This is a genomic window from Acinetobacter nosocomialis, from assembly GCF_041021905.1.
In the GTDB taxonomy this organism is placed as follows: Bacteria; Pseudomonadota; Gammaproteobacteria; order Pseudomonadales; family Moraxellaceae; genus Acinetobacter; species Acinetobacter nosocomialis.
Genome location: NZ_CP157432.1, coordinates 3,237,710 through 3,252,912, shown reverse-complemented (window position 1 = coordinate 3,252,912; position 15,203 = coordinate 3,237,710). Strand labels below are relative to the sequence as shown.

Annotated in this window: 14 protein-coding genes and 1 tRNA gene; 8 read left to right on the top strand and 7 right to left on the bottom strand. The window is 36.9% G+C overall.

Features of this window, described 5'->3' with window-relative positions; translation table 11 throughout:
• Positions 1 to 536: 536 nt before the first annotated feature.
• Positions 537 to 1,235 carry an NAD(P)H-dependent oxidoreductase gene (locus ABLC00_RS15090; RefSeq protein ID WP_002051318.1) on the bottom strand — a complete coding sequence of 233 codons (699 nt, stop codon included), beginning with the start codon at positions 1,233 to 1,235 and terminating at the stop codon, positions 537 to 539.
• Positions 1,236 to 1,392: 157 nt separating this feature from the next.
• Between ABLC00_RS15090 and ABLC00_RS15085 the strand changes: the two genes are divergently transcribed.
• Positions 1,393 to 2,427 (top strand): AraC family transcriptional regulator, encoded by a 1,035-nt coding sequence (locus ABLC00_RS15085; protein ID WP_006580370.1) that lies wholly within the window; start codon positions 1,393 to 1,395, stop codon positions 2,425 to 2,427.
• A 53-nt stretch (positions 2,428 to 2,480) separates the two neighbouring features.
• On the opposite strand, the gene ABLC00_RS15080 is transcribed toward ABLC00_RS15085, so the two are convergent.
• Positions 2,481 to 3,461, bottom strand: a complete 981-nt coding sequence (locus ABLC00_RS15080; protein WP_004885423.1) for a fatty acid desaturase family protein — start codon at positions 3,459 to 3,461, stop codon at positions 2,481 to 2,483.
• A 107-nt stretch (positions 3,462 to 3,568) separates the two neighbouring features.
• Positions 3,569 to 4,369 (bottom strand): PaaX family transcriptional regulator C-terminal domain-containing protein, encoded by an 801-nt coding sequence (locus ABLC00_RS15075; protein ID WP_004885424.1) that lies wholly within the window; start codon positions 4,367 to 4,369, stop codon positions 3,569 to 3,571.
• Between the two features lie 344 nt (positions 4,370 to 4,713).
• Between ABLC00_RS15075 and ABLC00_RS15070 the strand changes: the two genes are divergently transcribed.
• The 4 genes from ABLC00_RS15070 to hchA all read left to right on the top strand — a co-directional run bounded on the left by ABLC00_RS15070 (position 4,714) and on the right by hchA (position 8,706).
• On the top strand, positions 4,714 to 5,532 hold the full coding sequence (locus ABLC00_RS15070; RefSeq protein ID WP_002051555.1) for an undecaprenyl-diphosphate phosphatase: 819 nt from the start codon (positions 4,714 to 4,716) through the stop codon (positions 5,530 to 5,532).
• A 158-nt stretch (positions 5,533 to 5,690) separates the two neighbouring features.
• Complete coding sequence (locus ABLC00_RS15065) at positions 5,691 to 6,584, top strand: AraC family transcriptional regulator (protein ID WP_004885427.1); 894 nt, start codon at positions 5,691 to 5,693, stop codon at positions 6,582 to 6,584.
• A 46-nt stretch (positions 6,585 to 6,630) separates the two neighbouring features.
• Positions 6,631 to 7,629 carry an NAD(P)H-quinone oxidoreductase gene (locus ABLC00_RS15060; protein ID WP_004885429.1) on the top strand — a complete coding sequence of 333 codons (999 nt, stop codon included), beginning with the start codon at positions 6,631 to 6,633 and terminating at the stop codon, positions 7,627 to 7,629.
• 201 nt (positions 7,630 to 7,830) lie between these two features.
• Positions 7,831 to 8,706, top strand: coding sequence for a glyoxalase III HchA (hchA, locus tag ABLC00_RS15055; protein ID WP_004885431.1), 876 nt, complete (start codon positions 7,831 to 7,833; stop codon positions 8,704 to 8,706).
• A gap of 13 nt (positions 8,707 to 8,719) precedes the next feature.
• Here hchA and ABLC00_RS15050 read toward each other — a convergent pair.
• Positions 8,720 to 8,792: transfer RNA gene (locus ABLC00_RS15050), tRNA-Arg, on the bottom strand.
• Between the two features lie 313 nt (positions 8,793 to 9,105).
• On the opposite strand from ABLC00_RS15050, the gene ABLC00_RS15045 reads away from it, so the two are divergent.
• Positions 9,106 to 9,360 (top strand): TIGR03643 family protein, encoded by a 255-nt coding sequence (locus ABLC00_RS15045; RefSeq protein WP_004705831.1) that lies wholly within the window; start codon positions 9,106 to 9,108, stop codon positions 9,358 to 9,360.
• An 85-nt stretch (positions 9,361 to 9,445) separates the two neighbouring features.
• Here ABLC00_RS15045 and ABLC00_RS15040 read toward each other — a convergent pair whose 3' ends face one another.
• Together ABLC00_RS15040 and ABLC00_RS15035 are read right to left on the bottom strand one after the other, a co-directional pair.
• Entirely contained in the window at positions 9,446 to 9,586 is a 141-nt protein-coding gene (locus tag ABLC00_RS15040; RefSeq protein ID WP_023188215.1) for a DUF2256 domain-containing protein, read from the bottom strand.
• Between the two features lie 4 nt (positions 9,587 to 9,590).
• A complete protein-coding gene (locus ABLC00_RS15035; protein ID WP_004885433.1) occupies positions 9,591 to 11,114 on the bottom strand; it encodes a cryptochrome/photolyase family protein in 1,524 nt (507 codons plus the stop codon).
• A gap of 289 nt (positions 11,115 to 11,403) precedes the next feature.
• Between ABLC00_RS15035 and nudC the strand changes: the two genes are divergently transcribed.
• The gene (gene nudC / locus ABLC00_RS15030) at positions 11,404 to 12,183 is read left to right on the top strand and encodes an NAD(+) diphosphatase (protein WP_004885434.1); all 780 of its coding nucleotides are present in this window, start codon (positions 11,404 to 11,406) and stop codon (positions 12,181 to 12,183) included.
• Positions 12,184 to 12,280: 97 nt separating this feature from the next.
• Here the strand turns inward: nudC and ABLC00_RS15025 are convergent, their stop codons facing one another.
• Complete coding sequence (locus ABLC00_RS15025) at positions 12,281 to 13,636, bottom strand: amino acid permease (protein ID WP_004885437.1); 1,356 nt, start codon at positions 13,634 to 13,636, stop codon at positions 12,281 to 12,283.
• A 378-nt stretch (positions 13,637 to 14,014) separates the two neighbouring features.
• Between ABLC00_RS15025 and prpF the strand changes: the two genes are divergently transcribed.
• Entirely contained in the window at positions 14,015 to 15,202 is a 1,188-nt protein-coding gene (gene prpF / locus ABLC00_RS15020; RefSeq protein ID WP_004885439.1) for a 2-methylaconitate cis-trans isomerase PrpF, read from the top strand.
• The last annotated feature ends 1 nt before the right edge of the window (position 15,203 follow it).

The following is a 15,203-nucleotide window of genomic DNA, read 5'->3' as shown; positions in this document are numbered from 1 at the left end:
CTGTGTTGCCTTCAAAGCTTTTAATTACAAGTTTCAAAGCTTTGATAACTCCATGTAACAAAAATAGCATAATTACACTAAGAGTAAATCTGTTATATGAACTGGGGAGTACTCATTTTTTATACAAAAAATGTCAATAATGAATGAAATATGGAGAAATATTTACATTATTAAATTATTTTAAATATTTGATATTTATATTTTTTATCTATTATTAATAGACTTTAGTTTTATGACATTTTTGTCATAAATCCAAAAAAAATGGCCAAAGATTTTTTTGTAAAAATATGAATTGATTGGTTATGAATTGAGTATTAGTTATCATTTTTACTGGACAAGTCTAGTTTCTCTACATGTGTATATTATTGATTAAGTTTTATATTCTTAATTAATGGGTGGAAATTAAGCAATTTTTTTACCAATTGATCAATTTTTGGGAGGGTTTAAAGACTAGTTAAGATCTTTTATATTCCAAAGAATAACCAAAAAATGAGAAGTATGTCTGGTTAGTCTGCTTTTAGAGCTAAAACATACCATTAAAGGGGATATAACTTCTCATCAAATTCTTCAAGTTTGGGAAATTTTAAAGGTTCTAGCTGGTCGAGGTGAGTAAGGTACGTTATATAGTCTTCAAGAATTGTTTCTCGTGCCTCTTGGCTAATATAAGGTACATGGTAGGCAATGAATGGTGGAAGAACCTCAAAACCAGTATAAGCCAAGGTGCCGCGTTGAATGGGTGAGAGATAATGTTCAATTGGTCCGTGAATTGAGCTCTCGCCAAACATATGCGTTCTACCGCCCAGTGTTAAACAGAGCATCGCTTTTTTACCCGCCATACCACCGTGGTTATAAAAACGCTTTCCGCCATAAAAAAGTCCTGAAACGAATACGCGATCAATCCATCCTTTTAAAATTGCCGGGACAGAAGTCCAGTAAAGAGGGAAGTTTAAAATGATCAAATCTGCTCGTTTTACCTTTTCAATTTCCGCTTGGATATCAGGTGCTAAAAGGTTTTGCTTGGCGGCATTACGTTGTTCTAATGCGTAATTGAAATAGTCGGGTTGATTGAGTTCTAAAAAATCCTCTTTGGAAGCTACAGGGTTGAATTGCATTGCATACAAGTCAGAAACTTCTACACGATGACCCAACTTTTTAAAAGTTTGCTGGGCTGTGGTTTTTAATGATGTTGTAAAAGATAGTGGCTCTGGATGAGCATGAACGATCAGAATATTCATAAGGTGACCTGTATTCTTTTTAGAAATTGTGTTGTCTAGTGCAATTTAGCGGGTTTCGTTTTGAACAACTATGCATCAATTTAAAAGCATGGCATAGTTCATGAACTGACAGTTTTTACCATTTGGCGCCATATTTATGATTTCTAGTGGACCAAACCTGAACCCAGAATTACCTGGAACTTATATTAATTTATTAGTTGATATGGTTAAGCGCTTGAATATCTCTGCTGAGCAGTTTTTAGATGGAAGTGGCATAACATTAGAAAAATTAAACAAACCGTATTGGTATGTTGAGTTTAATACCTTAAATAACTTACTTAAGCATGCGATTCAACGCACTCATGAGCCAGCATTGGCGGGTTATTTGGCGTTGGAAATGAAAGCGTCTTGTTATGGTTCGGTGGGTATGGCGGCCATGGTCAGTACAAATTTGGGAGAGGCCTTAAAAATATTTGAGCAATTTATAGCGGCTCGTTGTGATGCCTTTAAACCTGAGTTAAAGCAAGAACAAGATTATTTTTACTGGTCTATACACCAGCCTTTGAAAGCTTTTCAGTTGAGTCCAGATGCTACTATTTTTTTATTATTAGGTTTTGTTCAAATCGCGAAGCATCTAACAGGATTATCTTCTTTAGGTACAGTGCAATTGAATATGCCCGAACCACTAGGTTTTTCAAAAATAAAAGATAAATTAGGCGTAAGTTGTTTATTTGACCAAAAACATAATCTTTGGATTTTTCCTAAAGAATATTTAATGCAGCCTATACTAACGGCTGACCCTATGCTGGCACCTTTACTGAAAGCACAGTGTAAAAAAGATATTGATAAATTGAAGTTACGAAGTGGATGGAAAGCAGAAATTAGCCAAGTCATAAAAAAATTATTGATTAATAATCAGGGAGAAATATTAAAAGTTAAGCAAGTCGCTCAAATGATGAATATGTCAGAACGTAGCTTACAGCGGTACTTGGCAACCGATAATACAAGTTTCTCAGCATTAGTTGATTTAACTCGAAAGCAATATGCACATCATCTTTTAGAAAATAGTTCTACATCAATTGAAACTGTGGCTTTAAGTTTAGGTTATGCAGATACATCTCATTTCACTCGCGCTTTTAAACGCTGGATGGGAGTGACACCTAAGTATTATCGAACTCAGTTAAAACTAAAAAATTTAGATATAAGTGAATAATCAAGAAGACCACAAAATTGAAAGTGATCTTCTAATATGCCTTAAATTGATGATTATGGTTTCGATGAAAGTGAGTGAATCACTTCAAAATAGCTAGGCGGGACTGGAACATGCCCTCGTTTTCTTAATATCTGGTGCATACGTGGTAATTTAAAATATGGTACAGAAGCCATTAAATGGTGTTCCATATGGTAGTTTACGTGGATTGGTGCAACAAAACTTCTCGCAATCCATCCAGCTCGTGTTGTTCGAGTATTGGTTAAAGCAGTATTGCTGGTTTTCATACCAGCGTGTTCTGCCATAGAGCGAATACGTAAAAAAAGTGGGAATGGAGTTAAGTAAGCCAGAGGCCATAACCAATAAAAACGTTGTTGACCAAATGCTTTTAAAACGCCATAAAGTGCTAAATTCGTTGCAATAGCACCTGTACTGTTTTTTGCAATACTCTTTGCATAGTCAACGAAATTTTTATGACTGCGGTCTAACCAAATTTGATCATTGGCAACAGTCCATTTCATGACATCCAGATCCATTAAAACTCGACCTAAGCTAAACTTTAAGCCAGTCATACCTGTTAAGTCGCGTAAGAATTTACGAGTCAGAGACTTTTTACTGACAGGAAAACCAGCAACTAAAGAAAGATCTGGGTCATCTGGAGTAGAGGTTTTTGCATGGTGACGAACATGGTGTACACGATATTTTTGAAGATCATTCCAGATGGGGCGGGCGCATAGCCATTCACCTACGAAATCATTTATTTTTTTATTTTTGAATAAACTTTTGTGAGATGCGTCGTGCATTAAAATTGCGAGGCATAACTGACGACCCGCCAAGATTGCTAAGGCAAGCATACATGCTAATAATTTACCCCAACTTGGCAAGTAGTCCCACATCATTATTAAGCTAGCGAATGTTCCGCCAATAACAGCCCATGTGCTGGCAACAGCCCAAGCTCCATATGCATCTGAAGGTTCTGTAAGCTCTTGTATTTCTTCTCTGCTAAATAGGTCCGTAACACTTACCTGCGTATTCATTGTTATTCTCCCAAATTAGAGTTCGGTATCTATATTTTTATATTACAAATATAGTCATAAAAAATTAAAAAGTGAAATATTTGTTTGTAAAAAAATAAATCAGATGATTATAGATTTAGTTCTTGTTCATATATTTTTTTCCAAAGTTTTTGGCCGATCGCGTCTAACTGCTGTACATCTTGAGCAAATTGATTACGCGCAGACTCATTTACAAATGGTGCTGGTAATAGGGGATCATTCATGAGTAAAGCAATTGTTTCCCTACCTAAAAGAAGGGCTTTAACTGCAGCATCATTTAAGGAGAGGTGAGTATAGTTTTCAAGCCAGTGTGTGATATCTCGACTATACATTTCATAATTTTTTTCGAGTTGTTTGGTATCCCACAAAGAAAAAATTTGCTTAAGCGTTGAGGGTTCGAAATGCTGAATAATACAAATTTTTGCTTCTTTCTCTAGCCCAGCTAAAACAAGCTCCTCACAGGTTTTTTCAAAACTATAAGCTAAATTGTCTGGGCGGATGTAAATACCAGTTTCTAATTCTTTAAAACCAAATTGACGCAGTACACGTTCACGCTTTTTAAGAGCAGTTCGGTCTATACGGCCCAGTGTGCCTGTAAATACAGCAAGATAATGTTGCTGCCATTCTTTAGTTTGTTTAATACCATTTTTACGATTGAGTATTACTTTTGCCCAATCTTTCGTAGAAGGTGAAAGTTGATAAATTCCGCGTTCTACGCTTTCAATCATGCCTTCATTTAATAAACGGGTTGTCGCAACTCGAATACCATTTTCACTTAAGTTAAACAGTTTGGCAGCCACCAAAATTTGTTTAATCGTAAGTTGAGGGTAAGCAGAGGAAAGAAAGAGATCGATAATCAGATGACGTGCGTTGATTTTAGTATTTTTCATTCTGTTTAAATTTTAAATATAAATGACATATACTTGAAATAATATCATGTTTGTTTGATGTTTTAAGATGGTTTCTTGGCCTGTTTAAGTTTAAGAGCTTTTATTTATAACTAGAAGACGATTTGTTTTTGATTAGATTTTATCTTTTTACGATAGTTAACCTAAGTTTGTCATAATGATGTGATACATTATTGCACTTTAAATAATCGGTCTTTAATTAAAGGCAATAACCAAAATGCTAGAAATGATCTGATATTGAACATGAACTTAGCCAAAATGTTGGTTCGTTCATGATATAAAACAAATTTTTAGACCTTTCTAGTGATTAACTTTTTGAGCAAGTGATGGAAAATTTTGAAGTTATAAAAGCACTATTTCTAGGGTTTGTTGAAGGTTTAACTGAATTTTTACCAATTTCCAGTACTGGCCATTTGATTTTATTTGGTCATATTATCGATTTCCATTCAGATGGTGGTCGTGTATTCGAAGTAGTGATCCAGTTAGGTGCTATTTTGGCAGTATGCTGGTTATATCGACAAAAAATTATTAACTTGATTAAAGGCTTCTTTAGTGGCGATGTAGAGTCGCGTCATTTTGCTTTTAGTGTATTAATTGCTTTTTTCCCAGCAGTGATTATTGGTGTTTTAGCCGTCGATTTTATTAAAAGCGTTTTGTTTAGCCCAATTGTGGTTGCGATTGCCCTCATTGTTGGTGCACTGATTATTTTCTGGGTTGAATCTAGACAGTTTGAGCATAAAACACTAGATGCGACAAAAATCACGTTTAAGCAGGCACTTTTAGTCGGTCTTGCTCAATGTGTTGCGATGATTCCGGGAACTTCTCGTTCAGGTGCGACAATTGTAGGCGGGATGTTTGCAGGTTTATCACGTAAAGCCGCAACAGAATTTTCGTTCTTCCTTGCAATGCCGACCATGTTAGGTGCAGCGACATTTGACTTAATTAAAAATGCTGATGTGTTGACCTCAGACAATATGATTAATATTGGTGTTGGTTTTGTTGCAGCATTTATTGCAGCTTTATTTGTAGTAAAGGCACTGGTACTTTTTGTTGAGCGCCATACGCTACGCGTATTTGCTTGGTACCGTATTGTGCTCGGTGTCATTATTTTGATTGCAGCAATGTTCTTTAACTTATCTGCTTAATAGTCAGACTAAGTGAAAAAACCTAGAATCTTCTAGGTTTTTTTATGCCTAAAAATAGTTTTAACTTGCTTATTTATACAAAGTACTACCAAGAAACGCTTTTTCCTTTTAGTTTGATTGATATAGTAAATCTTAAATAGCCTGTAAAAAATAAAGCAATGCAACAGAATGATCTGATGAAAAGTTTGGTAGGGGCTTTTTTATATTTAGCTCCTCAAGAAGGGCTATATCCCACCTATATTTCAAATATCACTCTTATGAGGGTTGATCATTCCACACAGCCTGTTGCTGTATTACAAGAGCCTTCAATTGTTTTAGTCATACAAGGCGTAAAGCGTGGTTATATAGGAAAAGAAACTTTTCAGTTTCAACAAGGCCAGTGTTTACTCATCTCGATTGCTATTCCTTTTGACTGCGATACATGGGTTGAAAATGAACCGATGCTGGCAATTGCGATTAAATTTGAATCACAAATGATGGCTGATTTAGCCACTAAAATGAACAAAGAGCAGCAGTTATCTATAGATGAACTTGAAAAAAGAGATATAAAGCTCAGTTGTGGTTTAAATATTATAGAAATGAACTCTGTTATATCTGAAGTTGCTTTACGTTTGTTGCATTTACTTCGTTCTAAACAAGATACCGCGATATTGGGAGAGCAGATAAAACGAGAACTCATTTATAGGGTTTTACAGGCCGGTAGTCGTGATTTAATCGAAAATCTTTCGGCTATGATAAGTCGAAATAGTGTGATTTATACAATTTGTGAAATTATTCAAAGAGATTACTATCATAATTTAACGGTTCAGGAACTTGCTAAACAAGCAGGAATGAGTGTCTCTCTTTTTCATCAAGCGTTTAAGAAAGTCACGAACTATTCTCCATTACAGTACATTAAGATTACTCGATTACATAAAGCACGTGATTTAATCTTAAATAATCAAATGGGTGTTGCGGAAGCTGCCTATCAGGTTGGGTATGTAAGTGCCTCACAGTTTAGTCGAGAGTTCAAACGGCTGTTTGGAGTTCCACCTAAATCTTCAATGAATTAAAGTAAATCAATACATTTAAAATATAAACCAAACATGGAGCATATCAATGAGTCTTCCAACAACCATGAAAATTGTTGAAATTACGGTTCCTGGCGGACCTGAGGTCTTAAAACTTCAAGATTCAGATGTTCCAGTTCCTCAAGCAGATGAAGTGTTAATTGAGATAAAAGCTGCTGGAATTAACCGCCCAGACGTATTGCAGCGTATGGGCTTATACCCAATGCCAAAAGGTGTTACGCAAATTCCGGGTCTTGAAGTCGCTGGGGTCGTAGTTGCTGTAGGTGATCAAGTGCAACACTTCAAAGTTGGAGACAAGGTTTGTGCTTTAACCAACGGTGGTGGTTATGCAGAGTATTGTACTGTCACTGCAACGCAAGTACTTCCCATACCTGAGAATTTATCATTTACTCAAGCTGCTGCAATTCCGGAAACATTCTTTACAGTTTGGGCAAATCTGTTTGATATCGGCCGTTTAAAAGAAAATGAAACAGCACTGATTCATGGTGGGGCAAGTGGTATTGGGACCACCGCTTTAGCGATTTGCCATGCTTTAGGGATTAAAACTTTTGCTACAGTTGGAAGTGAAGATAAAGTTGAAGCACTCTCTAATTTAACGACTGCAATTAACTATAAAACCCAAGATTTTGAGCAAGAAATTTTGAAACACACCCAAGACCAAGGTGTTGATGTGATTTTGGATATTGTGGGTGGTTCGTATTTCTCGAAAAACTTAAATCTATTAAAGCGTGATGGTCGACTGGTCATTATTGGTTTTATGGGAGGGCGAATTGCAAAAGAATTTGATTTACAAAAACTGATTTTAAAACGTGCAACGATTACTGGCTCAACCATGCGAGCGCGTAATAGCCAAGAAAAAGCACAGATTGCTCAGTCCTTACATGAACATGTATGGCCATTATTGGCGCAAGGCAAGTGCTTACCGCAAATCTATAAAACCTATGATTTTTCAGATGTACAAAGTGCCCATGCATGTATGGAGCAAGGTGACCATATTGGAAAGATCGTTTTAGAGATCAATACCTAATTTAACGCGTGATAGTTTAGGTGAACGTCATGTTTGCCTAAACTGAAATTTATAATTATTAATTGTGCCTATTTCTATATAAAAATTGCCAAATTCTATTGGCGTGTTGCACCAGTTTCTTGATCTAAATATACATGTACTAAGAAATAATAACTGGCTTAAAGCTGTTATTTCGTTCTTCAATTCTAAAGGATGGTAACAATGAATACCCCAGCATCAAATGATAAAAATCCAACTCCAGATTTGGCTGAAGATAATGCGTTCTTCCCATCACCATATTCACTGAGTCAATATACTTCTCCTAAAACAGATTACGATGGCACAACCTATCCAACGCCGTATACGGGCAATAAAAAAGTCTTAATGATTGCAACTGATGAGCGTTATATCCAGATGCAAAACGGTAAGTTCTTTTCTACAGGAAACCATCCAGTAGAAATGCTTTTGCCGATGTTTCATTTAGATAATGCAGGCTTCGAAATTGATGTCGCGACCCTTTCAGGGAATCCAGCCAAACTTGAAATGTGGGCAATGCCAAAGCAAGAACAAGTGGTATTAGATACTTTCCAAAAATATGCAGATAAATTAAAAAATCCGTTAAAACTTGGTGATATTTTAGAAAATGTAGTCGGTGAAAACTCTCTATATGCGGCTGTATTTATTCCGGGTGGGCATGGGGTGTTAGCGAAGATTCCGCATAGCCTTGAAGTGAAGAAAGTTCTTAAATGGGCAGTTGAACAAGACAAATTTATTATTACGTTATGTCATGGTCCAGCTTCGTTACTGGCTGCCGCAATAGATGAACAGCCTGAGAATTATATTTTTAAAGATTATCAAATTTGTGTATTCCCTGATTCATTAGATAAGGGAGCAAATATTGATATCGGTTATATGCCGGGAGCTTTACCGTGGTTAGTCGGTGAGAACCTTGAAAAACTCGGTGTGAAGATTCTGAACACTGGTATTACCGGACAATGTCATAGAGATCGTAAATTGTTAACGGGCGATAGTCCGCTTGCTTCTAATAATTTAGGTAAACTTGCAGCTGAAACATTGCTGGCTGAAGTGAAGGATTAAGTTATTCAATATGTGCGCCCTGCGGGACTCGAACCCACGTCGGTCGCTTAGGAGGCAACTGCTCTATCCAGTTAAGCTAAGGGCGCATAATTTTATGATTATAAACAAAAAAGCTATTGCTAAGGCAATGGCTTTTTTCATGTTTTAGGTATTAAAAATTTTGTCATAGTGGTTAATAAAAAGTTAAACCACTCAAAGGTTTTAGAGCTGTTTATGTCTTATATAAAAAATAGAGTTTATAAAGCTAAAAAATCACAAAAAATTCATGTTTACCTTTCTATGATCTGAAGCAAAACACGAAAACATTCAAGGCAAGCAATCGGGTAAGTGAAGCTATTTTCAGAAGGTTGTTTGTTAAAGAATCAGATTTGGCTACAACATAATTTAAAAGGGCATAACATGAAAAAAATTGATGAACAGGACCTATCTAGAATTATTGAAATGGCATGGGAAGATCGAACCCCATTTGAAGCAATTGAGCGAGAGTATGGCTTACGTGAAAGTGAAGTTATTCGTTTAATGAGATATAACTTAAAATCGAGCAGTTTTAAACTCTGGCGTAAGCGTATGGCAGGGCGTAAAACCAAGCATCAGCAATTACGTTCACCAGAAGTTGAACGAGCTTACTGTTCTCGTCAGTATAAATATGCTTAAGACCATCAAATATAATCAATTGAAATACAACTGATTCAACAATGAAGAGTAGTGTTGAATCAGTTAAAACAATCCGGTGAAATATTTACTTATTCGAGCGGGCGTGTCGTTTACATCTTTCAGAGCAATATTTTACTTCTTCCCAGCAACGCTCCCATTTCTTTCGCCAGTTAAAAGAGCGTTGACAATAGACACATATTTTCTGGGGTAGATGCTGTTTTTTCATGATGTTAAAGCTCATCAAGTTGATGAATAAGTAACTTTGCATGCTTCATGACAGAAGCTTTATCTTTCATACGATCAAGGTTTTTGTAGACCATCGCCATTCTGGGATTTTGACGAAATATGGCCTCATGCTGGCTCATAAAATACCAATACAAGCTGTTAAATGGACAACTGTCTGGTTCAGTTTTGGTTTTGACGTTATATGTACAGTGCTGACAATAATTTGACATTTTATGTATGTAATTACCTGATGCAGCATAGGGTTTACTTGCCATGATGCCGCCATCTGCATACATCGCCATGCCTAAAGTATTCGGTAATTCGACCCATTCATAAGCATCTACATAGACAGCTAAATACCATTCGCAAATTTCTGATGGATTTACACCTGCTAAAAGCGCAAAGTTGCCTGTAATCATTAAACGCTGAATATGGTGAGCATAGCCATGTTCAAAGGTAGTTCTGAAACACTCGGCCATACATGCCATTTTTGTATCACCTGTCCAGTAATATTGTGGCAGCGGCGTGGTGGCATGAAGGGTATTTTGATCGCTATAGTCAGGCATAGATAACCAATAGATTCCACGCACATATTCCCGCCATCCTAAAATTTGGCGAATAAATCCTTCTACTGCATTTAAGGGGGCCTGTCCGTTGTAATAGGCTGTTTGAGCAGCGTCACATATCTCTTTGGGTAATAATAATCCACAATTTAAATAAGGCGAGAGCAGACTATGAAACATAAAGTCTGAACCATAAACCATAGCATCTTGATAATCGCCAAAGTGGGTTAGGTTGTTAGAAATAAAATCATCTAAAGCAAGCAAGGCATTTTGACGGGTAGTTGCCCATTGAAAGGAATCGATATTGCCGATATGTTGAGAAAATTCTTTCTTGACCAGTCGAATAACATCTATATCAATTTGATCATGCTCAAACGCTAATTTTGGTGGCAAAGGTGGATCGCCTGACCATGCTTTTCGATTGGCTTGATCAAAGTTCCATTGCCCGCCTATGGGTTGTTGGTCATACATTAAATATTGAGTTTGCTTGCGCATTTCTCGGTAAAAGTATTCCATTCTTAGCGTTTCATATTTCTTTGCCCATTGCTTGAATTGTTCTACGGTACAAAAGAAGCGATCATCTTCTAAACAAATAACAGATAGTTTTAGTGAGTTAGCCCATGAACTTTCGATTTCATGCTGCAAACGATATTCACCACATTGGGTAATGACGAGAGCATTCGCGAAGAAGTGTTGCTGCTGCAAAGCAATAAAGTCGACTAACTTTTTTATATGACTTTCGCGCTTAAATGTGTGATAACGGATTTTCCAGCCCTGTGCTTTTAATTCTTTTGCAAAGTGTCGCATTGCACTAAAAATCAGCGCTATTTTTTGTAGATGATGAGCAACATAAGATGTTTCCTCAAGCACTTCAGCCATCAAAATAACGTCTTCATTTCGGTTTAAATACTTGAGCGTTGCGAGTTGGTGATTTAATTGATCACCCAGAATTAAACCAAATCGCATATTTTTTGCTTCATGAGATGGAACTAAAACTAGTCTAAGTTTTCATAGATCAATTTTATGTGAAGCAGTGCTGCTAAGTTCATCACTGGTCAGTTAGCTATAAAGTCATAGTTATAACTTAAAAGCATAGTATACGTGAATAAAATGTGATTTTAATCAAAAAGATACAAATTAAATAAATTGAAGGTGTTTACCAATATGCGTAAGATTTTTGAAAAATATGTTTTAAGTCTGATCCTTTTGAAGGAGCTATAGAGGCCGTCGAAAGGTTCTTCACTCGAGTATATAAATGGATACCGACAACCTTTCTATTGCTTATATTTTTCAGCAGCAACAACTTTTGGTTGATGCGAATTTTAATCTGCCTTGCCTTAAACTGCAGGAACATGATTTACATATACAAGCAGACCCTCAAGTAATAGCAAGAGATTTCCAAGAAGGTGAACCTATACCAAATGGATATCAATTCATACCTATTCGCCAACTCTTGCAGTATTGGACTAAACCGCAATTTGAACAAGCGAGTCGTGCTTTTCAGTTACTCGAGTGGCGTCGTAATCATCAGTTTTGTAGCCGTTGCGGACATAAAACCCAGCAGCATAAGACCGAATATTCTATGACTTGTCCTGTATGTAATTTCAGTCAATATCCTAGAGTTAACCCTTGTGTGATTACTATTATTAGACGTGGAGAGAACGAGATTTTGCTGGCTAAAAGTGCCAGAAATACGGGCCAGATGTACAGTTTAGTCGCTGGCTTTGTCGAGGTGGGGGAAACACTAGAAGATGCTGTGCGACGTGAAACATTAGAAGAAGTTGGATTACACATTAAGAATATTCAGTATTTGGCGAGTCAACCATGGCCATTCCCGAGTAACTTAATGTTGGCCTTTAAAGCCGAATATGAAGCGGGCGAAATTGAAATTCAGGAGAAAGAACTGAGTGATGCTCAATTTTTCAAACTTGATCAATTACCTGAAATTCCATTTAAAGGCAGTATTGCGCATGCAATGATTATGCATGTTATTCATGGCACACCTGTCGCTGATGATACGAAACAGTGGCTCTAAATAGACATTCAAATATGGTTTTAATCTTATCGTCTTAAATAAAAAAGCCATTGTCGAGACAATGGCTTTTTTCATGTTTTAAATACAAATGTTCAGATTATTGTTCTTTAGCATTGAGTACTTTAAACAAAATAAACATAAGAACAATCCAGATCGGAATCATCATTACAGACTCTTTAAAGCCTTGGCTCCACATAATGTAGAGTACAACAGCAATGAAACCTAAAACCAAATAGTTACTAAATGGTGCCCAAAGTGCAGGGAAGTGAGTTTTTTGACCGAGTTTTTTCATTGCTGATTTAAACTTAAGGTGAGTCATACTGATCATCGCCCAGTTTAATACCAATGCTCCAACTACAATGTACATTAAGTGACTTAGTGCATTTTCAGGTACAAAGTAATTTAAAAGAACACAGCCAAAAATGAGTAATGCAGATAATAAAACTGCTGGTACAGGTACACCTTGTTTATTTACTTTCTTGAAAATTTTTGGCGCATTACCTTGTTGAGCTAAACCGTAAAGCATACGGCTATTGGCAAACATCCCACTGTTATAAACAGAAAGGGCAGCGGTTAAAATAATAAAGTTAAGTAAGTGTGCAGCCCAACCAATACCCATTTGACTAAAAATCATAACAAATGGACTTTTATCGAGACCGCCAAGGTCTAATTGGTTCCATGGCACTAATGAAAGTAAAATTGCCAATGAACCGATATAGAAAATCAAGATACGGAAAACAACTTGGTTAATTGCTTTTGGAATGGTTTTTTTCGGATCTTTTGCTTCTGCTGCAGCCATACCAATCAGTTCAATACCACCAAAGGCGAACATCAAGAAAGCCAACATGTAGAACAGGCCACTAAAGCCATTTGGAAAGAATCCGCCATGTGTCCAAAGGTTGCTAAATGAAATGCTTGAACCTACATCTGCTGTAAATAGCAAATATAGTCCAAAAACAATCATTGAGATAACCGCAACAACTTTAATAATAGCGAGCCAGAATTCGGACTCACCATAAAATTTGACGTTTGTTAGGTTAATTGCCGTAATCACGACAAAGAAAAATAAGACAGACGTCCACGCTGGAATATGAGGCCACCAATAATTAATATATTTGGCTACCGCAGTAAGTTCGCTCATTGCGACCAGAACGTAGAGTATCCAATAATTCCATCCAGCTAAAAATCCGGGAAATTTACCCCAATATTTATAAGCAAAATGGCTGAACGATCCTGCAACAGGTTCTTCAACAATCATTTCTCCCAGGTGGCGCATAATTAAAAAAGCAATTAAGCCACCAATGGCATATCCTAAAATAATGGATGGTCCCGCAGATTGAATCACTTGCGCCGAGCCTAAAAATAATCCGGTACCAATTGCTCCACCCATAGCAATTAATTGGATATGTCGATTTTTTAGTCCTCGTTGCAGTGTAGAAGATTCGTTGGTCAAAGGTCTTCACTCACTATGAATAAGTAAATTATTCTAATAGATGGATTTATTTTAGCCTAGACTACAAATTAACAAGCGGTGACTGAAAAGTAACACTAAAAAATATTTAAAATCATTAACTTGCTTTTAATAATTTAAAAATGATTAAAAAATATTCTAAAAATATATTTTTGATAGACTCTTTTTTTCATGATTTTGCTTAATTCGGTCATTGCGAGCATGAATCTAAATTCTCAAAATAAGTCTGCGTCAATACGATTGATGTATAAAAGCATAACGCTATCTCTAGATCACAAAACGATTTAAGATGAAGCGGATGACTAAACAACTCTGTTTGTTTCGAGATATAAAAACACAATAGTAAGGATAACAGTTGATATGAGCTCAGTACCGCAAATTAAAATTCCAGCAACTTACATGCGTGGTGGAACCAGTAAAGGCGTATTTTTTAAACTTGATGATTTGCCGGAAAGAGCTCAGGTGGCAGGTCAAGCAAGAGATCAACTCTTACTACGTGTCATTGGTAGCCCAGATCCTTATGGAAAGCAAATTGATGGAATGGGTGGAGCGACTTCAAGTACCAGTAAAACCGTTATTCTCGCTAAAAGCACACAGCCAGATCACGATGTAGACTATTTATTTGGACAGGTTTCAATAGATCAGCCTTTTGTGGACTGGAGTGGTAACTGCGGTAATTTAACTGCTGCGGTTGGTTCATTTGCGATTTCAAATGGTTTGGTTGATGAAAATCGAATTCCTGAAAATGGCCTCTGTACTGTTCGAATTTGGCAAAAAAATATTCAAAAAACCATTATTGCTCATGTACCTATCACCAATGGTCAAGTTCAAGAAACTGGTGACTTCGAACTGGATGGAGTGACTTTCCCTGCTGCAGAAGTTCAAATTGAGTTTTTAGACCCAGCCGATGATGGTGAAGAGGGCGGTGATATGTTCCCGACAGGGAATGTTGTTGACCAATTAGATGTGCCTGAGATTGGTAGTTTTCAAGCCACATTTATTAATGCCGGTATTCCAACCATTTTCTTAAATGCAGAAGATTTAGGATACCAAGGTACAGAACTGCAAGATCATATTAATGGTGACGCAGCAGCACTAGCACGTTTTGAAAAAATTCGTGCATATGGGGCTGTACAGATGGGTTTAATTAAAGATATTTCAGAAGCAGCTGCACGTCAGCACACACCAAAAATTGCATTTGTCTCTAAGCCGAAAAATTACACAGCTTCAAGCGGTAAAAACGTTTCAGAAAATGATGTCGACTTACTGGTTCGTGCTTTGTCGATGGGTAAACTTCACCATGCCATGATGGGAACTGCAGCGGTAGCAATTGGTACGGCTGCTGCCATTCCGGGTACATTGGTAAATTTAGCAGCTGGTGGTGGCGAGCGTGAAGCAGTGCGTTTTGGACATCCATCGGGAACATTACGTGTTGGTGCTCAAGCTGAACTTACAAATGGTCAATGGGTAGTGAAAAAAGCCATTATGAGCCGTAGTGCACGTGTCTTAATGGAAGGTTGGGTACGTGTTCCGGGTGACAGTTTCTAAA

What these genes read in the sequence shown, in the direction of transcription:
- ABLC00_RS15075 (WP_004885424.1), bottom strand. Translation starts at nt 4,369, where the DNA reads ATGAAAAATACTAAAATCAACGCACGTCATCTGATTATCGATCTCTTT.
- hchA (WP_004885431.1), top strand. Translation starts at nt 7,831, where the DNA reads ATGAATACCCCAGCATCAAATGATAAAAATCCAACTCCAGATTTGGCT.
- ABLC00_RS15040 (WP_023188215.1), bottom strand. Translation starts at nt 9,586, where the DNA reads ATGAAAAAACAGCATCTACCCCAGAAAATATGTGTCTATTGTCAACGC.
- ABLC00_RS15045 (WP_004705831.1), top strand. Translation starts at nt 9,106, where the DNA reads ATGAAAAAAATTGATGAACAGGACCTATCTAGAATTATTGAAATGGCA.
- ABLC00_RS15070 (WP_002051555.1), top strand. Translation starts at nt 4,714, where the DNA reads ATGGAAAATTTTGAAGTTATAAAAGCACTATTTCTAGGGTTTGTTGAA.
- ABLC00_RS15060 (WP_004885429.1), top strand. Translation starts at nt 6,631, where the DNA reads ATGAGTCTTCCAACAACCATGAAAATTGTTGAAATTACGGTTCCTGGC.
- ABLC00_RS15035 (WP_004885433.1), bottom strand. Translation starts at nt 11,114, where the DNA reads ATGCGATTTGGTTTAATTCTGGGTGATCAATTAAATCACCAACTCGCA.
- prpF (WP_004885439.1), top strand. Translation starts at nt 14,015, where the DNA reads ATGAGCTCAGTACCGCAAATTAAAATTCCAGCAACTTACATGCGTGGT.
- ABLC00_RS15090 (WP_002051318.1), bottom strand. Translation starts at nt 1,235, where the DNA reads ATGAATATTCTGATCGTTCATGCTCATCCAGAGCCACTATCTTTTACA.
- nudC (WP_004885434.1), top strand. Translation starts at nt 11,404, where the DNA reads ATGGATACCGACAACCTTTCTATTGCTTATATTTTTCAGCAGCAACAA.
- ABLC00_RS15080 (WP_004885423.1), bottom strand. Translation starts at nt 3,461, where the DNA reads ATGAATACGCAGGTAAGTGTTACGGACCTATTTAGCAGAGAAGAAATA.
- ABLC00_RS15065 (WP_004885427.1), top strand. Translation starts at nt 5,691, where the DNA reads ATGCAACAGAATGATCTGATGAAAAGTTTGGTAGGGGCTTTTTTATAT.